This is a genomic window from Cohnella algarum (genome assembly GCF_016937515.1).
Classification (GTDB): Bacteria; Bacillota; Bacilli; order Paenibacillales; family Paenibacillaceae; genus Cohnella; species Cohnella algarum.
Genome location: NZ_JAFHKM010000002.1, coordinates 1,825,825 through 1,844,477, shown reverse-complemented (window position 1 = coordinate 1,844,477; position 18,653 = coordinate 1,825,825). Strand labels below are relative to the sequence as shown.

At 57.6% G+C, this 18,653-nt stretch carries 15 protein-coding genes, 2 tRNA genes and 1 pseudogene; 14 read left to right on the top strand and 4 right to left on the bottom strand.

Annotated elements, in window-relative coordinates; genetic code table 11:
- Positions 1-101 precede the first annotated feature (101 nt).
- Together JW799_RS08350 and JW799_RS08345 are read left to right on the top strand one after the other, a co-directional pair.
- Complete coding sequence (locus JW799_RS08350) at positions 102-791, top strand: ABC transporter ATP-binding protein (protein ID WP_205429391.1); 690 nt, start codon at positions 102-104, stop codon at positions 789-791.
- Positions 788-3,346, top strand: a complete 2,559-nt coding sequence (locus JW799_RS08345; protein ID WP_205429390.1) for an ABC transporter permease — start codon at positions 788-790, stop codon at positions 3,344-3,346. Before JW799_RS08350 ends, JW799_RS08345 begins: the two co-directional genes overlap by 4 nt.
- Positions 3,347-3,371: 25 nt before the next feature.
- On the opposite strand, the gene JW799_RS08340 is transcribed toward JW799_RS08345, so the two are convergent.
- Positions 3,372-4,391 (bottom strand): LacI family DNA-binding transcriptional regulator, encoded by a 1,020-nt coding sequence (locus JW799_RS08340; protein ID WP_080832174.1) that lies wholly within the window; start codon positions 4,389-4,391, stop codon positions 3,372-3,374.
- Between the two features lie 537 nt (positions 4,392-4,928).
- On the opposite strand from JW799_RS08340, the gene JW799_RS08335 reads away from it, so the two are divergent.
- The 8 genes and pseudogenes from JW799_RS08335 to JW799_RS08295 all read left to right on the top strand — a co-directional run bounded on the left by JW799_RS08335 (position 4,929) and on the right by JW799_RS08295 (position 12,013).
- Positions 4,929-5,006, top strand: a tRNA-Arg gene (locus JW799_RS08335).
- A 569-nt stretch (positions 5,007-5,575) separates the two neighbouring features.
- The gene (locus JW799_RS08330) at positions 5,576-6,229 is read left to right on the top strand and encodes a GntR family transcriptional regulator (RefSeq protein WP_080832175.1); all 654 of its coding nucleotides are present in this window, start codon (positions 5,576-5,578) and stop codon (positions 6,227-6,229) included.
- A gap of 221 nt (positions 6,230-6,450) precedes the next feature.
- Positions 6,451-7,272: a metallophosphoesterase family protein gene (locus JW799_RS08325; RefSeq protein WP_205429388.1), complete on the top strand. Its 822-nt coding sequence runs from the start codon at positions 6,451-6,453 to the stop codon at positions 7,270-7,272.
- Positions 7,273-7,304: 32 nt separating this feature from the next.
- A complete protein-coding gene (locus JW799_RS08320) occupies positions 7,305-8,096 on the top strand; it encodes a tyrosine-protein phosphatase (protein WP_205429387.1) in 792 nt (263 codons plus the stop codon).
- 51 nt (positions 8,097-8,147) lie between these two features.
- Positions 8,148-9,465: pseudogene (locus JW799_RS29995) on the top strand (ABC transporter substrate-binding protein).
- A gap of 103 nt (positions 9,466-9,568) precedes the next feature.
- Positions 9,569-10,450, top strand: a complete 882-nt coding sequence (locus JW799_RS08305; protein ID WP_205429384.1) for a carbohydrate ABC transporter permease — start codon at positions 9,569-9,571, stop codon at positions 10,448-10,450.
- Positions 10,451-10,496: 46 nt separating this feature from the next.
- Positions 10,497-11,285 carry a carbohydrate ABC transporter permease gene (locus tag JW799_RS08300; RefSeq protein WP_338026240.1) on the top strand — a complete coding sequence of 263 codons (789 nt, stop codon included), beginning with the start codon at positions 10,497-10,499 and terminating at the stop codon, positions 11,283-11,285.
- Positions 11,286-11,494: 209 nt separating this feature from the next.
- Positions 11,495-12,013, top strand: a complete 519-nt coding sequence (locus JW799_RS08295; RefSeq protein WP_080832181.1) for a GNAT family N-acetyltransferase — start codon at positions 11,495-11,497, stop codon at positions 12,011-12,013.
- 8 nt (positions 12,014-12,021) lie between these two features.
- Here JW799_RS08295 and JW799_RS08290 read toward each other — a convergent pair whose 3' ends face one another.
- Positions 12,022-12,444: a DUF2203 domain-containing protein gene (locus JW799_RS08290; protein ID WP_080832182.1), complete on the bottom strand. Its 423-nt coding sequence runs from the start codon at positions 12,442-12,444 to the stop codon at positions 12,022-12,024.
- 176 nt (positions 12,445-12,620) lie between these two features.
- Here JW799_RS08290 and JW799_RS08285 point away from each other — a divergent pair, with 176 nt between their 5' ends.
- Positions 12,621-13,445, top strand: a complete 825-nt coding sequence (locus tag JW799_RS08285) for a metallophosphoesterase (protein ID WP_176220584.1) — start codon at positions 12,621-12,623, stop codon at positions 13,443-13,445.
- A 621-nt stretch (positions 13,446-14,066) separates the two neighbouring features.
- Here JW799_RS08285 and JW799_RS08280 read toward each other — a convergent pair.
- On the bottom strand, positions 14,067-15,359 hold the full coding sequence (locus JW799_RS08280; protein ID WP_205428370.1) for an ISNCY family transposase: 1,293 nt from the start codon (positions 15,357-15,359) through the stop codon (positions 14,067-14,069).
- A 149-nt stretch (positions 15,360-15,508) separates the two neighbouring features.
- Here JW799_RS08280 and JW799_RS08275 point away from each other — a divergent pair.
- Positions 15,509-15,585, top strand: a tRNA-Pro gene (locus JW799_RS08275).
- A 132-nt stretch (positions 15,586-15,717) separates the two neighbouring features.
- Here JW799_RS08275 and JW799_RS08270 read toward each other — a convergent pair.
- Complete coding sequence (locus JW799_RS08270; protein ID WP_205429383.1) at positions 15,718-17,043, bottom strand: hypothetical protein; 1,326 nt, start codon at positions 17,041-17,043, stop codon at positions 15,718-15,720.
- A 329-nt stretch (positions 17,044-17,372) separates the two neighbouring features.
- Between JW799_RS08270 and JW799_RS29275 the strand changes: the two genes are divergently transcribed.
- Positions 17,373-17,954 (top strand): ABC transporter substrate-binding protein, encoded by a 582-nt coding sequence (locus tag JW799_RS29275; protein ID WP_080832185.1) that lies wholly within the window; start codon positions 17,373-17,375, stop codon positions 17,952-17,954.
- Positions 17,951-18,433, top strand: coding sequence for an ABC transporter substrate-binding protein (locus tag JW799_RS29270; RefSeq protein WP_275901512.1), 483 nt, complete (start codon positions 17,951-17,953; stop codon positions 18,431-18,433). The genes JW799_RS29275 and JW799_RS29270 overlap by 4 nt, the downstream gene beginning before the upstream one ends.
- The last annotated feature ends 220 nt before the right edge of the window (positions 18,434-18,653 follow it).

Here is an 18,653-nt window from a genome sequence, read left to right as displayed (position 1 = left end):
CCGCGAAGGCTTACAAGGTTGTAAGATTGGCCTGCCCCTTTTTGTAAGGAGGGCTTCGTATACTTGCCTCGTAAAGCTCAAACGAGGAAAGGAAGATTCGAATGAACGTAATCGAAACGGCCGGTTTAAGCAAAAGCTACGGCAAAGGCTCGACGCTCGTCGAAGCGCTGCGCGACGTCAGCTTCGGCGTCGGCCAAGGGGAGTTCGTCGCGATCGTCGGCGCGAGCGGTTCGGGCAAAAGCACGCTGCTGCACCTGATCGGAGGCCTGGATCGTCCGACGTCCGGCGAGGTTTATATCGACGGGGAAAATTTGTACGCGCTGAAGGAAAAAGAACGCGCCGTTTTCCGTCGCCGGAAAATCGGCTTTATTTTTCAATCGTACAATTTGGTCCCGGTGCTCAACGTGGAGGAAAACATCCAGCTTCCCCTGCTGCTTGACCATCGCCAGCCGGACCGGGCGTACGTCCGCGACCTCATCGCCACGCTCGGACTCGAGAACCGGCGCAAGCACCTCCCGTCCGAGCTGTCGGGCGGCCAGCAGCAGCGGGTCGCTATCGGCCGGGCGCTCGCCTACAAGCCCGCGATCGTCCTCGCCGACGAGCCGACCGGCAACCTGGACTCGGCCAACGGACGCGAAGTGCTGGAGCTGCTCAAGCTCGCCGTTCGCCAATATCACCAAACTGTCATCGTCATCTCCCACGACATGAACGTCGCAGCGGAAGCCGACCGCGTTCTGCGCATCCAGGACGGCCGGCTCGTCGACGACAGCCGCGGGGTGAGCCGGCCATGAAAAGCTACGCCGCATTGGCCGGACGATATCTTCGGGAACAGCGCAAGCGGTCGGCGCTGACGATCTTCGGCATCGTTCTGTCGGTCGCCCTGATCGGCGCCCTCGGCACGATGGGCCAAAGCATCTGGAGCAGCATGGTAAAGCAGACGATCCGCGAATACGGATCGTACCACTTCTCCTATGGCGAAGCGGACGGCGGCTTGCTGGAAGAGATGAAAAACAACGCGCTGCTCGATCGGGTGGGGGCCCTCCGGTACGGTCCGGAAACGTCGCTTGGCGAGGTTTACAGGATTCAAGTCAATGAAATGAACGAGGACGGATTCGCCCTCGCGCCGCTCCATCTCCAGGAAGGAGAAATGCCTCGGACGACGGGCGAAATCGTCGTCGAGCAATGGCTGCTCCAGCATCTCCCGGGATCGCCCGGAATCGGCGGCGAGGTCGAGCTGACCGGACCGGACGGCGAAGATCGCCGCTATCGGATAACGGGCACGCTCGTCAATTCCCGGGCGGGCCAAAGCGGCGGCGCCTCCTTCGCGTACACGCGGATGGACGACAAGAAGGCCGCCGAGCAATCCGGCCTCCTTCTGATGATGGCCTTCAAGCCGGGCGTCGACATTAGCGGCTCGCTCCCGGAATTCCAGGCCAAATGGGAAAACTTCAACACGAACGGCCGGCTCCTTACGTACTTGGGAGAGAGCCCGGACAACAGCACGAACCAGTCGATGCTCATTATTTTCGGAACGCTGATCGGCCTGGTCGTCGTGTCGACCGGCGCGGTCATTTACAACGCTTTTCATATATCGGTGCTGGAACGCATTCGCCAGTTCGGCCTGCTTCGAACGCTCGGGGCTACGCCCAGACAGATTCGCCATATCGTGCTTCGCGAAGCGACGACGCTTGCGGCGATCGGCATCCCCGTCGGTTTGCTGTGCGGTTGGGGCGCGCTGTGGCTCGTCATCTCCATCATGGTCTCGAACGGGTATCAAATCTTGGCGATCGAAGGCTTCGAGCTTGCCTGGGACAACCGGATCATGGGCCTGAGCGTCGTCGTCGGCCTCATCGCGGTATACGTCGCCGCCTGGCTTCCCGCGCGCAAGGCTTCCCGCGTCTCTCCCGTCGAAGCCGTCAAAGGCGCCGGCAGCATCGCGCAAGAGTCCGTGCGCCGCGCCCGGCTGCCTTCCCCTTTGAACGGTTTCGGAGTCGGGGGCAAAATGGCGGCCAAAAACATCCGGCGCAACCGGACCAAATTCCGGATCACGACGTTTTCCGTCGTCGTTAGCGTGACCTTGTTTATTGTGTTTCATTATTTTGCCCAGGAATCGTTCAACATGACCGTCGCCTCCAACGAAGAGGACCGGATCGCTTTTTCGGTTTATGAATACGGCGATTCCGGCAAGCCCGGGACATCGCCGATCACGGACGAGATGCTGGAGAATACGGCGGCTCTCCCCGGGGTTCGCGGCGTTTACGGCACCTATCCGTCGCTGGCGTTTCAGTCCTGGCTGCCGAGCGGCCGGATCAACCCGGAATATTCGGAGCTTACGGGAATAAAATATGAACCCGTCAGCTACAATGGGGAAAGCTATCTGTCTGCGCCATCGCTGCTTCGGGTGTACGACGAAAGCCGGATGAAGGAGGCCGGGCGCTATCTCGTCTCCGGCACGACCGATCCGCAGCGGCTCGCGGCGGACAACGCGGTCGTCCTCGTCCAGACGGTCCAAACCCCGGTCCGGGACGGGCCGGTATCCGTTCTCGACGCGGCCCGGCTCTGGGTAGGCGACAAGCTGACGCTGGCGATACCCGCCGGTTACGGCGAAGAAGGCCTGAACCGGCAAGAGCGCGTTGTCGCCGAAGTGACGGTCGGCGGCATTTTGTCGGAAAATCCGTTTGGCTCCCGCTACAATAACAGCGGCTTGTCGGTTCTGGCAACGGAAGAGATGCACGAGAAGCTGTCCGCTCTCGTACCGGCCGACATTATCGCGTTCGATTCGGCGTACGGTTCCGGACGAACCGGGTTTGACGTGGCGCTGGAGGACGGAGCCGACGCGGAACCGATTCGCCTGTATCTGGAAAGTCTCGTGCGGTCGATCCCGAACGCTTCATACGTCGATGTCGCCGCCACCCAGAAAGCAAACCGGCAGTTTACCGTGCAAATGAACGTCTTTGTTTACGGATTTTTGGCGGTTATCGGATTGATCGGCAGCCTCAACATCATCAACACGGTGCAGACGAATCTGCTGCTGCGGCGCCGGGAGTTCGGCTTGCTGCAGGCGGTCGGGATGACCGGCGGGCAGCTTCGGCGGATGGCTTCGCTCGAGGGGGTCTGGATCGGGCTGCTCGGCGGGTTTTGGGGGCTGCTGCTGGGGACGGCGCTTAGCTATTTCCTGTATGTCCAGCTGGACGGGGGGATTCAAGGCATCACGTTTCAATTTCCGTGGGCGGGCGCCGCGGTCGCCTGCGTCTTCGCGTTCGGAGTCGGGCTGTTCGCCGTCCAGGGACCGCTTCGCCGCATGGCCAAAGCCAACCTGGTCGACGAGCTGAGAGAGGAGGCGTGACATGGCGGTGGGGCTCCCTTGCGGCTTAAGAGCCCGGCTTGGCCGGACGACCGGTCGTGCCGCGCACGATCAGCTCGGTCGGCAGCACCTCCCGGGCCGGCGGGCGGAAGTCCGCGTCGCGGATCATGCCGTCCAGCAGCTCGACCGCCCGGCGGCCCATCGACGGCATGTCCTGCCGCACCGTCGTGAGCGCGGGGCGGACGACGCTCGCCGCCTCGATGTCGTCGAAGCCGACGACGGACAGATCGACGGGCACCGATAGCCCGGCCTCCGCGGCGGCGTCGAGCGCGCCGAACGCGCTCATGTCGGAGCCGCAGACGACCGCCGTCGGCGGCTCCGGCAGGGCGAGCAGGCCGCGCATCGCCCGGGCGCCGCTTGCGCGGCCGAAGTCGCCGTCCGCCGCGTATTCCGGGCGGTACGGCAAGCCGCCGTCGCGAAGGCCGAGCCGGTAGCCTTCGTGGCGCTGCATGCCGACCAGCGATTCCGGCAGGCCGCCGATGAAGGCGATTCGCTCGTGGCCGAGCTCGCGAAGGTGGCGGACCGCCGCCCGCATCGCTTCGACATTGTCGGAAGTGATGACCGCAAGGCGCGGGCCGGCGATGTCCATGTCGAGGAACACGGCCGGGATGCCCGAGCCGATCAGTTCCTCGAAGTCCCGTTCGTCGCGCTGAAAGCCGAACACGATCACGCCCTCGACGTGGCGGGTCCGGCAGTGGCGGACGATGCTGTAGTCCCGATGGCTGGACGCTTGCGCGAGGTAGATCAGATCGTACCCCTTCTCTTTCAGGGCCTCGTCGATGCCGCTAAGCACGCTGGCGAAAAAGGGATGCGAAAGCCCGGTCGTCAAAAAAACGCCGAGCGTCATCGACCTCTGCCCGACGAGCGAGCGCGCCGCCGCGTTCGGCTGGTATTGCGTTTCTTCGATGATGCGCAGCACTTTCTCTCTCGTGTTGGCGTTGACCGTCGTATAGCCGTTCATCACCTTGGACACCGTCGCCACCGACACGCCCGCCGCCCTTGCCACATCGCGAATGTTAACCGACATGTATGGCCCACCTTTAAGTAAAATAACGGCCCGGTTCGACCGCGAATTGCCGTTTGCGGCTCCCTGGCGGGAATTAGCGGCCGTTTCCGGCCGTTAACCGCTTTTTTCAGCTGTCTCCGGGAATAACGGTCATTTTGCGCCGTTAATTCGTTTGCGTTCTTCGATTTGGGCACGATTGCCCCCCGATAACGGCCTCATCAGACCGCTATTTCGTCAAACCTGCGGCACTCCTCGCGATTAACGGTCTCATCAGACCGCTATTTCGCCAAACCCAGGTCCGCGGCCTGAATAACGGTCGTTTGGGACCGTTAACTTCGATCGAACGCTTTTTCCCCGACGCAGCGGGCTCAAGCCGGAAGCCGAAAACCGGACCTCTGTCGTTCCCCCGCCAATGTTGGCTCCGCCCCGCCCAACCGTTATGGCCCGCGGCCGTTCTGCTACGTTAAAGATAACGCGTTTATGCGGGGCTTGCAATCGGATTGGGAAGAACGCGCCTTTTCGTTTGGCCGTTTTTTTGTTATAATGGATTTCGGTCGCGCGCCCGTAGCTCAGCAGGATAGAGCGACAGTTTCCTAAACTGTGCGTCCCGGGTTCGAATCCCGGCGTGGCGCGCCATACTTAAAATGTACAGAACCGCGTTGTAACGCGGTTCTTTTTGTTGTGTATAAAAAAGCCTGCTGATCTCCTCGGAAGACAAAATTCCCGGGGATCGTTGAGCCTCGAGAGTTAAGGCGGAACGTCACGAAGGCGACAGCGCAAGCATGGCTTATGACGGGTCAAGATGAGTCACCACGACTCAACCGAGTCGGCAGCATGCGTGCGGAGGCGGTAAGATGAGTAGTTGTTACTCAATTGAGCGCGGCTATGTGCCTATGGCGGGCTAAGATGAGTCGCCACGACTCAACCGAGTCGGCAGCATGCGTGCGGAGGCGGTGAAATGGGTAATTTTTACTCATCTGAGCGCGGCTATGTGCCTATGACGGGCTAAGATGAGTCGCCACGACTCAACTGAATCGGCAGTATACGTGCGGAGGCGGTGAGATGGGTAATTTTTACTCAACTGTGCGCACGGTTTTGTTTTTTTTAGGAACCCGGAATATCCCCTCCCATTTGCCACCCGCGCGAAGGACGCGATATACTAGTATGAACGACTTTTCTGCATCCAACCGAAGGAGAACATCGTTATGCCCGCCTTGTCCCTTGCCGAGTTCGCCTACCAGGAAATTCGACAAAAGCTGTTGAACGGAGAATATTTGCCCGGCACCCTGCTGTCGGAAAACGAGCTTGCAAACGGTCTCGGCATGAGCCGGACGCCGCTGCGGGACGCCGTCATGCAACTGGAGAAGGATGGCTTCGTCGAAACGCTGTTCAAGCGCGGCATCCTCGTCAAGCAGATCGACATCATGGAAGTTTTCGATATTTTCGAACTCCTTACCGCATTATATATTTATGCGCTCGACTACATGGAAGAGTATCATTACAAGGTGGATCTGAACGCGTTGCGGATGTACCTGGACAAAATTATCGAAGCGAGCGAAAAACAGAAATACAGGGAATACTACGAGTCCGGCCTGATGTTCATGGGCAGCCTGCTGGGGACGATCGAAAATCGGGTGATTCAAGAGACGTTTAACCGCTATAAGGATAAAATTCTGTTCTTCGTCGTGGCGCACCGGTCGACGAAAGGATCCAACCGGCCGTACACCGGAAAAAAACTATACTCGGAAATTTACCTTCACTTGACAGAAGGAAACTTCCAAGCGGCGAAAGCCGCCATCCTGGAGTCCAAACGAAAATCGCGGGAAGAAGTACTGAGCAGCCGGATTCCTACCGCATAACCGCGACAAATCGCCCCCCCTTACGCAAAGCCCGACATCGCGGAATTGCCGATTCGCCTCCTTTCCCATCTTGTTCGAGCCCTCGAAGCGGACGCTTCGAGGGCTTTTTTTGCGCTCTTTTTTTACAAAACCTCGAATATTCGTTTATACCCCATTTACATACAAGATAAATAATGGTTGTATACAAGATTGCCAAAATCATTTTCGGAGGGAACCTGCTGATGGAAACCATGAAATTCGTTCACCTGACCGACACGCATATGAACGCTCCCGGCAAAGACGGGCTGCTCGCCAAATTCAACCTGGCCGACAAGGTAAAGATGACGTTCCGGCACCTGCAGGAGACGGGCGTCGCCCCTGAGTTCGTCGTCATTACCGGGGACCTCGCGCATGAAGGCGATGCCGAGGATTACGCCTACATTCGCACGCTCCTGGACGAAGGCTCCGCTCTGATCGGCGCCCCGGTCTACGTCGTTCTCGGCAATCACGATCACCGCCCCGCGTTCCGCTCGGGCTTTCTGGGCGAACTGCCGACCGAAGAGCCTTACTACTACGCACACGACATCCAGGGGCTGCGCCTGATCGGCTTGAACTCCCAGATCCCCGGCAAGCACAACGGCAGGATCGACGAGGAGCAGCTGGCGTGGCTGAAAGCTCAGCTTGAAACGCCGGCTCCGAAAGGCACGATCATCGCCCTGCACCATCCGCTGATGGGCGTAATCGGCATGCCGGGCGATCATCTGATGGAAAATCGCGATGAAATCCTGAAGGCCATTTCGGGGACGGACGTCGTCGGCGTGTTGGCCGGGCACGTGCATTCGAACAATGTCGGCGTTCAACAAGGCATCCTGAACGTTGCCGCCACGGGCACCGCGTTCAGCGGCGAAATGGCGGACAAGGAGCATTACCGGATGGTCGACTTCTCCGGCTATAACGTCGTCACCGTAAACGAAGAAGGACTGGCCGTGCAAACGGTCGTGCTCCCGACCTCCAACGCCGAGTACTTCCGCTTTCCGATTGCCGCTCTTGCCGCGCAGCACTGAACGAACTATTTTCCCTTAAGGAGTCCTTGCCAATGTCGAATACGCTAATGCCTATGCCACCTTGCCTTCTGCTCCTGGAGGGCGCCCACAACTTTCGGGACATGGGCGGACTCCGCGCGGCGGACGGCCGCACCGTCAAGAAAGGCCTTTTGTTCCGCGCCGCCGAGCTGACCGGGCTGACGCCCGAAGATATGCGGCGCCTGGAAGCGATCGGCTTCCGCAACGTGTTCGATTACCGCAATCGCGGCGAAGCCGAGCTGAAGCCCGATCCGGTCATCGGACAGGCGGTCAACACGAGAATTCCGGCGAACGAGGCCGCCGAGGATGCGCCGCATGTGACCATCGAGCAAATGTTCGCGAGCGGCCTGCACAAGACGTTCACGGAAGATATGCTGCTCCGGCTTTACGCCGGGCTGCCGATCAACAACGCTTCCTATCGGCGGTTGATGGAGCTGCTGAAAACGCCGGAGACGAGCCTGCCGCTCGTCCACCACTGCGCCGGCGGCCGGGACCGCACGGGAGTCGGCAGCATGCTCATTCTGCTTACGCTGGGCGTCCCTTACGAGACCGTCATGGAAGATTATTTGTTATCGAACGTAACGCTGGCGGATTTTAATCGGGAAATGTACGAAAAAATCGCTCCCTTCGTCTCCGAAGCCGATTTGCTGGCGCTGCAAAGCGCCATGGAGCTGCGGGAGCGTTACCTGGATGCCTCGATGAACAGCATCGTGACCGCATACGAAACGTTCGACCGCTACCTGGAAGCCGAATTCGGCATCGACGGCCGGATCCGGGAACGCATCCAGGCTTATTGTTTGGAATAGGGCCGCCGCCTTCCAAAGGAAGGAACGGATACAAAGAGGAGGAGAACCTACATGAACCGCACGAAAAAAAGAGCGCCGCTGCTGCTCGCGCTGACCGCCGCCATCGGACTGACCGGCTGCGGCGTTTCGGCAGATTCTTCGAACGGGCCGGAGCAGGGCCAGCTGGACCCGGCGAACCCGACCAAGATCACCTTCTACACGTACAGCCTGGCGGCTCCCACGATGAAGCCCGGAATGGAAATGCTGATCAAAGAGTTCAACGATACGGTCGGCAAGGAAAAAGGCGTCGTCGTCGAAGCCGTCGCGGACGCGACCATGCAGCAATACAAGGCGGACATTTCCGCCGGCAAGCAAGTCGACATCGTTCAGCATCCGTTCTCCACGCTGGACAGCTCCCGCCTCAGCCTCGGATTCGAAGCGTACGAGGACGTCTTCCCCGCCGAAGAGCTGGAGGCTCACTTCGAGGGCATCTCGCCGAACGCGCTCGAGCTCGGGAAAATCGACGGCAAAATGTACGGGCTGGCGTTCACCTTCAGCACGCCGATCGTCTTTCTGAACGGCAAGCTGTTCGAGGAAGCCGGGCTCGACCCCGCAAACCCGCCGAAAACATGGGAAGAAATCAAGGCCGCTTCCTTGAAGATCAAAGAAGCGACCGGCAAGGACGGCTTCGGCCTCGCCCCGAACAACGGCTGGACGACGGAGCCTGATCCTGAGCAACGGTGCCGAAGTGCTGGCCGAAGACCGGAAATCGGTCAAGTTCGCCAGCCCTGAAGGCATCGAGGCGATCGAGATGTGGAAGGATCTCTATTTGAAAGGAGCATCGGCTCCCGGCACGGATTCCGAGGTTTCCGAACAGTTCATGGCCGGAAATCTGGGAATGGTCGTCACCTCCACCGCGCTCTACAGCGGATTCAAGAAAGCTTCCGAAGCCGGCGGCTGGGAAGTGTACGGAACCGGCCTGCCGCAGTTCGGCGACAAGCCGTCCATCCCGGTCAACTCGGGAAGCATGCTGGCCGTTCGTCCCGACAGCCCGTCGAAAAACGCTGCGATCTGGGAGTTCATTAAGTTCGTAACCGGCGACCGGGGCTACACGATTATTACGTCCCAAATCGGCTACCTGCCGCTGCGCACCGGCCTGGCGGACGATCCGAACGGCCTGAAGGATTTCATCGACCAAAATCCGCTGTACCGCATCAACCTGGAGCAATTGTCCCGGATTAAACCGGTCGCGATCTGGCCGGGCGAATACGCGACGGAAATCGTTACGGCGTTCAACGATGCGATCGCCAAGTCCGTCATGACGCCGGACGGCGACGTATCGGCGATCCTGACGCAGGCGCAGCAAGACATTAACGCCATGATTCAATAAAGAAGGGACTCGTCATGAGCCAATTGATAAGGAAGGAATACGCTCCCCCGCAGCGGGGAAGCCGTCGATCGCGCGCGACCGGACCTGGAACAAAGCGAAGGCCATGCGCCGGGCAAAGCCGTTCCTCTACTTGCTGCCCGCGCTGGCGCTGCTCGCCGTCTGGATGTACAGGCCTCTTCTGTACACGTTCTATCTGGCCTTTCACAAGTGGAGCATGGTGCCGGGTACCGAGCCCCTCTTCGTCGGCCTGGACAATTTCGCCCGGCTGCTGCAAAACAAGGGCTTCCTCGATTCGATCGGCAACACCGTCTTGTACACGATCGGTTTGCTGCCTTTCTCGATCGTCATTCCGCTCGTGCTGGCGACCGTGACGCACCATATGGAAGGGCGGATGAAAAACGTCTACCGCGCGCTCTTTTTCATCCCGATGATCCTGGCTCCGGTATCGGTCAGCGCCATCTGGCGCTGGCTGTTTCACCCGTCCAACGGCCTGGTGAACATCGTTCTGATGAAGCTGGGCGCAATCGACGCGCCGATCGCCTTTTTCTCGGATCCGGGCTGGGCCAAGTGGATCATTCTGCTCATTACCGGCTGGAAAATGGTCGGCTTCAGCACGATTATGTTCGCGGCCGCCCTGACCGGGATCAATCGCGAATATTACGAAGCGGCGTCGCAGGACGGCGCGGGAAGCCTGAAGCAATTTTTTCACATTACGATACCGCTGATGTCGCCGATGATCATTTTCATGCTGACGATGAGCATTTTGTTTTCCAGCCAATGGACGTTCGCTTATATCGACATCCTGACGACCGGCGGGCCTTACGGCACCTCGACCAACATTTATTACGAAATGTACAAGTACGCGTTCTCGAATCTCAACGCCGGCTTCAGCTCCGCGGCCGCCCTGCTGTTCTTCGTCGTATTCGGATTGATCTCGCTCGGACTTAACGCTCTATCCCGCAAATATTCCTTCTACGACAACTAGAACAGGAGGAGACGCCCGTGAAAAAAAATCGCCGATCGCCGCATCCGTGCAGCACGGCCTGCTGATCCTCATGTGCCTGATCGCCGTGTTCCCGCTTTATTGGATGGTGAATTCCTCGTTTAAGAACGAGTCGGAAATTTTTACGTCGTCGCTCGTTCCTTCAAGTCCGGTGCTGAGCAACTACACCTACGCGTTCGAACAGATGCCGATTTTCCGGATGATGTTCAACTCGTTCGGCGTCGCCATCCTGATGACGGCTCTGCAGCTCATCACCGGGCTGCTGGCCGCTTACGCGCTCGTGCGCTGGAGATTCCGCGGGCAGCTGCTCATTTTCTCCGTGCTCAGCCTGACGTGGCTCATTCCGTTTCAAGCGGTAATGATCCCCAACTACGTGCTCGTCAACCAGATGGGGATGAACGAAAGCCTGCTGGGCATCGTGCTGCCGTTCACCGTGTCCACGTTCGCGATTTTGTCGCTTTACCAAAGCTTTCAGTCGTTTCCGAAGGTGCTGATCGAAGCGGCGAGCATCGACGGGCTGAGCGATTTCAACATCCTCGTCAAGCTTATTTTGCCGAACATCAAATCGTCCGTCGCCTCTTTGGGCATCATCCTGTTCATCAACGGCTGGAACGAATATTTGTGGCCGATGCTCGTCACGAAAAAGATGGAAAACGCCCCGCTTCAAATCGGGCTCAAGCTGTTCGTCAACTCCGACACGAACATGTGGGGCTCGCTCATGGCCGCGACGACCGTGTCCTGCTTGCCGATTCTGATCATCTACCTGATCCTGCAGCGCCAGATCGTCGATTCGTTCGTCCGGTTCGGGATCAAATGAAGCATGGGCGTTTCGCCGGCATAGCCTTATTCAGACCGAAAACCGTGCGAGAGCATGGTTTTTGGTTTTTTTGCGTTCGAAAAAAATCTGGTCATACAGATTAAGCCGGATTGATCCGGAGCGGATCTTCATGGTAAATTCTAGAGACCGATGGAAGGATTTTATTCTTGTGGAGGAGTTGAACGAGGGCCCTTTACGGGTCCGAGAAGATGAAAAACGTACCTTTGATCGAAACGCCTCGGTTGCTCATCAAACCATATGTCGGGACGGAGCTTGCGGCTTTGTTCGGCATTTTGTCGGATCCGGAGACGATGGCGTTCTGGCCGGCCCCTTTTACCGAGGAGCAGGCGTCGAATTGGCTGGAGCGGAATATGGCAAGCTACGGCGAGCGGGGCTTCGGAAGATGCGGCGTATATTTGAAAAAAGACGGAACGATGATCGGAGACTGCGGATTGATGCGATCCGAAATCGACGGCACGCCGGAAAACGACCTCGGCTACATTATCCATGCCTCCCATTGGGGAAAGGGCTACGGATACGAAGCGGCCAAAGGCTGTCTGGAATTCGCCGCCGGTCCGCTGCGGATGACGCGCGTATGCGCGAATATGCCCTGGAACCATTCGGGTTCCGAGCGCGTCGCCGCGAAGCTGGGCATGACGTTGGAGAAACCGTTTTCCAATGCGCGGAATCGGGGGATATTAACCTATTTATATAGCATTGAATTTTAAGCCGTTCCCTATTCTGCGTCCGCGCCGGGAATCGGCTTGCGTCCTTTGAACCCGTCGTGCCAGCCGTGGTAATGCGCGGCGCGGTCCTCCCCTTCTTTCCAGCAGATGAGGACATCCTCCCCGTCCAGAACCGCCGGAAAGTCGATCAGGCCGGGGTTGATCATTTTAAGCAGAACGCCTTTGCGCGCGAAGTTATCGACCTGCAGCTGGATTTCCATCCGCATAAAATCAAGTCGGCCCTCCGCCTCAAAAAACCGGCCGTCCCCGCTCGCCCGCCGTCCCGAGGACAGCTGGAACTCGCCCTTCAGCTTCTGCAGCAGCAGAACCTGCTCTTCGTACTCGCGCGTCAGAGCTTGCAAGCTCGCCAAATCCTCCTTCAACCGAGGCAGCAGAGCGTTGGCTTCGTTCAAGGTAAAGATTTTAGGTTTCACGATGCATCCCTCCCCTCTTCCAGTGTACTAAAACATGAACTCCATTTCCAATCAGCTCCATTGCCAGCGGCGGAAATCCGACGCGCCGTACGCAAAAGGAAGCCTTGGCGTTTGAAATCCGCAGGCGCATAAGGTAAGCTGTCATCGAGAGGTTAACGAGGAATGGGGAGAGCGCCGTGAGAATCGGGATTTTGTCGGATTTGCATGTGGATCAGAACAACGCCGGTCTGCAAACGACGGTGCAGGACGCTCTCGTTCAAGTGGCCCGCGAGCGGGAATCGGACCTCCTCATCGTTGCGGGCGACATCTCGAGCGATTACGGGCAGACGCTGGACGTTTTGCGCGAAATCGAGGATAAGGCCGGCGTCCCCTGCCTGTTCGTGCCCGGGAACCACGATTTGTGGAACATCCGGCATCCGGATATGGACGCCTGGACCATTTACGAGGCTTTGCAGCGGTACGAGCATAATTTGTCGGCGGCGCCGTACGTCATCGACGACGAGTGGGTCGTGATCGGGGATGCGGGCTGGTACGACTTCTCCTTCGGGGATGCGGAGTTTCAGGAGGAGGAGTTTCTCGATATGCGGCGCGGCAAACGGCTGTGGAAGGATAAAACCTATGTGAAGTGGAATCAGTCGCCCCCGGAGGTTAGCCGTATTTTTCGCGATAAAATCAAGAAGCAGTTGGAACAATACAAGGACCGGAACATTATCCTGGTCACCCACGTCGTTCCGGACGACCGCTTCACCGTCCCGGCGGCTTACAAAGACTGGTCCTACTTCAATGCGTTTCTCGGAAGCCGCAGCTACGGGGACCTCATTCGCGAATATGAGGGTTCGATCCGGTGCGCGGTCTTCGGCCATGCGCATTTCCGGAAGCAAGAGTCGCTGGGCGATACCGAGCTCATTTGCAACTGCCTCGGCAACCGCCGCGAGTGGCGCCATTCGGCGGACAAGGCGTACGAGGAAGTACGGCGGGCGTTTGCGACCGTGGTTATTTAGTGACGGTTACCATACAACCGGGCAATGCACTTGATGGGGCGGGATGGAGCGGGGATAGGCAGGACGGCGCGGATCGAGCGGGGATGCGCAGGATTAGTGCGGATGGAGCGAGGATCGTAGGACGACGCGGGATGGAGCAGGGTAGGCAGGATAGCGCGGATCGGGCGGGGATGCGCAGGATGGCGCGGGGCTCGGCGAGGCTTGGTTGGATTTCCTCCAATCAAAAACGGCGTTTTCGCAAAACTTTTCGCCTTCGTTGGATTTTGTCCAATCTGCCAGGTCCTTTTCGGCGTTTTCGCTCAAATTCCAAGTTGCTCGTTGGATAAAATCCACTCTAGATCATGATTACCCCGTTTTCCGCTCCCTCGATTGGACAAAATCCAACATAGACCCCCTTTGGCCGGTTGCCGCACCAAAAGGGATGCATTTTTTCAGGACTTTCGCCCGGGAACCGGCAGACGAAGCGTACAAATTCGCCTTCCCCGGATCGGGTAGGGACATTTGCTCTTTCTATTCCCGGGACATTTTGTAATTCGCAAAAAGCCCTGTCAATATGCTGTAAAAATGTCACCATAACTCGTCTGTAAAAATGTCACTTTGCTAATTTGGGCAGCCGCCCGTTCAAGTGACTTGGACGGCTGTCGTTTTTGTGTTATCCTGTTGTTGTCTACAGTTCCATGCCAACCTCCAAGGGTGGTTGGCGGCGGGTTTGCGTGACTGCGCAGGCTCCGCCTTTTTTGTTTTGGACATCGGTTTGCGTACCGGCTTTTCCGTCTCTTTCAGCGGAATCGCCTGGCCATTGTGCCAAACGAGCACTTCTCCAGAGAGCGTTTTACGCACCTCTACCGTTGTTCTGGCTTCGAAACGGAAATCACAGGGCTTGGCGAAGGTATACACTTTCCCGTAATAAGAGAGTGTGTTTCCGTGTCCTAACTTTCGGTACTCGCGAATCGTGAACACATGATTCAAATTGACGGATGGATCCAGCTTCATATACGCCGATTCTACTTTTTTGGGCTGAACAGCAAATTTGCGATTGTGCTTCTCCAACAGCATGGGCAACGCCGCATTGGCCTCCTCAATCGTCTTTGCGCCGAGCAGCCTGAGTTCGATGACCAGGCGATCTTGGAACGTCTGCCAAAGCCTTTCTACACGGCCCTTAGCCTGCGGCGTAATGGCCTTGATATGCTCAATGTGAAGTTCGGCCATCGCCTTGCCAAAGTGAGAGAGCGGCTTCGTTTCACCAGCCAGTTCCTGCTCTACGGTCAGCTTTTCATTAGGAGAGCGAAAGATGGTGTGTCGGTCGCTGTACAGGCCGAGCGGTACGCCGTATTTCTGAATGCCTTGCTGCATGACGAGCGAGTATCCTTCGCGGCATTCGTTGAGCCGGAATATGGCGCCGACAACCGTGCCTGTGGCATCGTCGATGGCTGCATGGAGGGCAAAGGCAGGACCCCGGTCCTCCAGCCAAGCAAATGGCGTCGCGTCGATCTGCCACAGCATTCCGGCTTGCGGCTTGCGCTGACGTGGTTGATGAGCTTTGCTACGTCTGCGCTGCTTGGCTTGTTTGATTCCTTCAGAAAGCAAAATACGTCTTACACTGGAAGGACTCAATTTCAATGCTTCATGTTCCTCCAAAAGCTCCGCAAAATGGCAGTTGTTGCTACCATAGTATTTTGTGTTGTACAACTCAACGACCTGCTGTTTAACTTCCTCGGACAAGGCGTGCTTCGGCTTTTTTCCGCGATTGCGGTGCACCAGTGCCTGCGCTCCTCCCTCTTCCACATACTTTTTCTTCAGCCGAATCATTTGTCGCACTGTTAGTCCGAGTGTCGCTGCTCCTTCCACATTAGTCATGTGTCCGTCTAAAATCTTCTCCACGACAAGTACCTTTTTCAGTTCTGCTCTGGTCAATGTTAATGTCTCCTGTCCCATAGTGACATTATCTCAGAACAGTTACAGGGTGACATTATCACAGACGAACAACAAATTCGCAAAAAGCCCTTTTCTTTTCGCAATGCCTGTGCTATAATCTAATTCGTTCGCTGAAAAGATCAGCATATCGAGACGTGGCTCAGCTTGGTAGAGCGCTTGCTTCGGGAGCAAGAGGTCGCAGGTTCAAATCCTGTCGTCTCGACCATACATATCGACGATTCGCAGCCCTCGGGCTGCGATTTTTTGTTTTGCCTTCAAGCTTGATAGAGTAATGGCGCTGCCTCGCGCTTGAAACGGGCTCCGGGAACCTGAAAGCCCGGATCCGACGGAGTCAACTTCACGACAGATTGAAGTTGATTTTGTACACCTTCTTCGGACGTCCGCGGAGCTTGTCCTGCTTCTTGTAAGAGACCGTGGCCGCGCCTTTCTCCTGCAGCTCGTTCAAAATCCGGTTCGCGCTGCGTTCCGTAATCCCCAGGTACAAGGCGATCTCCTGGCACGACAGCTCGTTGCTCTCGACTCTCGTCATGACGGCCAGCAGCTTTTGAATCTGCAAACTCGAGATGCCGAAGCGTTCGCTCCATCTTTGAATCTGCGGGTCGGGCTGCAAAGACAGATCCAGGCTGGCTTCGTCCCCGAGCGGACCGATGACCTGCTGGTCGTCCGTGATCACGAAGGCGCAGTTTCGGCCTTGCCGGTGGGCGCGCTGGTTGGCGGTCTGGGCGTTCGCCCGGCCCTTGTGGACGGTGTCGCCGATCCCCCAACCGACATCGACCGGCCACGGCAGCTTCGCGGTCAGCTCGCCGAGCAGCGCGCAGCGGGCGAATTCGTTGGTGATCTCGCCCTTCAGGTCTTTGTACGACGTGATGATTTCAAAATGAAGCGGATGCTTCTGGACGATGAGCGACAGCTTCATCCGCTTGCTGAACGCCAATATCGCCTGCTGGAGCGTCGTCAGCTGCAAGTCCAGCTCCTCCGAAAACGGCTGCGGCATGGAGTCGTGATGGATGGAGACGTAGCCGATCGCGACGCGGTTGGCCTGAAGGCGGTCGGTCTCGGTATCGGCGATCACTTTCTCGAACACGCGGAGGATCGTTTCGTCCTGCGGATAGATCTCGACCACCGGGATGCCCTGGCTTCGCAGCTTGTCCACGAGATCGCCGTTCGTATAGCGCGTAAGGCACAGGTCGACTTTGCCCGCCTTCCACAAGTCCAGATGGAAACGGTACATATCTTCATCGGAGCTGCGATCCGCCGCGTCGTCCGGACAGTGCGGGAATTCCTCCGGCTGCAGCACCTTGTTCAAACCGAGATATTGATTGCTGCGCCCGAGGCAGTCGATCGACATCCGCGCGGGCGCCACCTCCCGAAACTTCATCATCACGGAGAAGAGCAGCTTGTAAAAATCACCTTCGGTTATGTCCAGAAAAGCCGTCGGAAGGGAAGGCCGATTGTCCGGGGAGGCATGAAGCGCCAGATACGCCAGCTCTCCTCCGAATACGACCGCGTCCAGGAACCGGCTTTGGGCTTCGTAGAGAGACGGCACTTCCTCCAAACGTTGAAAAGGAATCAACGTAAGCTCGCACATCGCGTCCAGCGCAGGCCGAAGCCGCTCCAGGCGGGTCACGGTCTTGGCGGCCGCGATAAATCCGATTCTCAGCATGGCAACGCTTCCTTTAAATCCGCCTCCGAAAAGGCTTGAATTATCCTCATCATATCAATCCTTAAAACCGATATGCAAGTCCGAAAATAGGCATGCCCCGTCTTTTAAACGTTAATTATTATAACATAAATTTTGTTTTTATGAAAGTTTCGATAAAAAAATCGTCGATTCCCCTCGAAAAATCTATTATTATGTAATGAAAATTAACCTAACTGTTGTTGGGTGATCGCATTCATACTATAATCATTTCAGAAACGTCTGAAATACGACTAAAAATAACCAAGGACGTTCCCGTTACTGCACCCAAACAAAAGTGGAGGGAAAAAAGCATGTCCATCAAAACCAATCGTTTTGCCGCGTTCCTGATCCTCGCCGTCGTCCTCGTCATTTCAGGCTGCGGAAGCAACGGCGCTTCGAACGGTTCCGCCTCTCCGGAGCCGTCCGCGCCCGCATCTTCCGCGGCCGGCACGGCCGAAGCCTCCTCGCCTCCGAAGTCGTCCGAGGAACCCGTGACCATTCGCTTCGGCTACAGCCCATGGATCGGCATGGCCGGCCCGATCGTCGCAAACGCGGAGCAGCTTTTCGCGGCCAAAGGCGTAAACGTGGAGTTCGTGGAAATGGAAGGCAATACGAAGGATGCCTTCATGTCGGGCAAGCTGGACGCGGTCGTGCAATCGTTCGTCGCGGTCGTACAGATGAAAGCGAAGGAAAAGGCGGACGATCCGGTGCAAATCATCTCCGTCATGGACCGCTCCCTCGGCGCCGACGGCATCATCGCAAATGAACAAATCGCCTCCCTGGAGCAATTGAAGGGCAAAAGCGTCGCCGTCTCCATCGGCTCCGTCGCCCACTTCCTGCTGCTCAAGGGCTGGAAACCGTCGGCCTCGAGGAATCCGACGTGCAGATCATGAACATGAACAACAACCTCGCAGGCTCGACGTTCATGGCCGGCCAGGTGGACGCGGCCGTGACGTGGGAGCCCTACCTGTCGGAAGCGACGGCCAAGGGCGGACGCGTTCTGTACTCGACCAAGGACGCCCCGAACCTGATCGTCGACGCGGTCGTCGTGAAGAAAAGCCTGATCGACAACTATCCGGAGCAAGTCCGCAAGATGGTCGAAGCGTTCGATGAAGGGCTCGCCATGTTCAACGAGGGAGACGAGGGCAAGCAAATCGTAGCCGACGAACTCGGCATGGACGTGCCCTCGCTCGTCAGCACGGTGGAGACGCTGGAGCTGACGACGGCGGAAGGCTCCGAAAAAATGCTCGTGGACGACCGCGCGGCATGGGAAGAAACGATGAAAGAGTACGCCGACTTCTTCGTCTCGCAAAAGATTTTGACGGAGACGGTCGACACGACCGGCATCATTAACGATTTTCTCTACAAATAGCCTCTGGAGGCCGTTATTTCGTTCGAGCGAGGCCAAACACCGCACGGCACTTGAATAACGGCGGTCGCGGCGGCCTCGTCCTTCGCGCCTTGACGACCAGCTCTGTTCCGCAGGACGGTCTGCCGCAGCTTCCGGTCCGAGGAGGAGAGGCGCTGCATGTCGGACAAGCCTTGGCCAAAGCGACGTTATAACGCAAAAAACGGCCCCGCTTCGGCGGGAC

Excerpts from the sequence above, each read along its gene's own strand:
- JW799_RS08350 (WP_205429391.1), top strand. The coding sequence starts at position 102 with ATGAACGTAATCGAAACGGCCGGTTTAAGCAAAAGCTACGGCAAAGGC.
- JW799_RS08270 (WP_205429383.1), bottom strand. The coding sequence starts at position 17,043 with ATGCTGAGAATCGGATTTATCGCGGCCGCCAAGACCGTGACCCGCCTG.
- JW799_RS08320 (WP_205429387.1), top strand. The coding sequence starts at position 7,305 with ATGTCGAATACGCTAATGCCTATGCCACCTTGCCTTCTGCTCCTGGAG.
- JW799_RS08345 (WP_205429390.1), top strand. The coding sequence starts at position 788 with ATGAAAAGCTACGCCGCATTGGCCGGACGATATCTTCGGGAACAGCGC.
- JW799_RS29270 (WP_275901512.1), top strand. The coding sequence starts at position 17,951 with ATGAACATGAACAACAACCTCGCAGGCTCGACGTTCATGGCCGGCCAG.
- JW799_RS08330 (WP_080832175.1), top strand. The coding sequence starts at position 5,576 with ATGCCCGCCTTGTCCCTTGCCGAGTTCGCCTACCAGGAAATTCGACAA.
- JW799_RS08295 (WP_080832181.1), top strand. The coding sequence starts at position 11,495 with ATGAAAAACGTACCTTTGATCGAAACGCCTCGGTTGCTCATCAAACCA.
- JW799_RS08340 (WP_080832174.1), bottom strand. The coding sequence starts at position 4,391 with ATGTCGGTTAACATTCGCGATGTGGCAAGGGCGGCGGGCGTGTCGGTG.
- JW799_RS29275 (WP_080832185.1), top strand. The coding sequence starts at position 17,373 with ATGTCCATCAAAACCAATCGTTTTGCCGCGTTCCTGATCCTCGCCGTC.
- JW799_RS08305 (WP_205429384.1), top strand. The coding sequence starts at position 9,569 with ATGCGCCGGGCAAAGCCGTTCCTCTACTTGCTGCCCGCGCTGGCGCTG.
- JW799_RS08325 (WP_205429388.1), top strand. The coding sequence starts at position 6,451 with ATGGAAACCATGAAATTCGTTCACCTGACCGACACGCATATGAACGCT.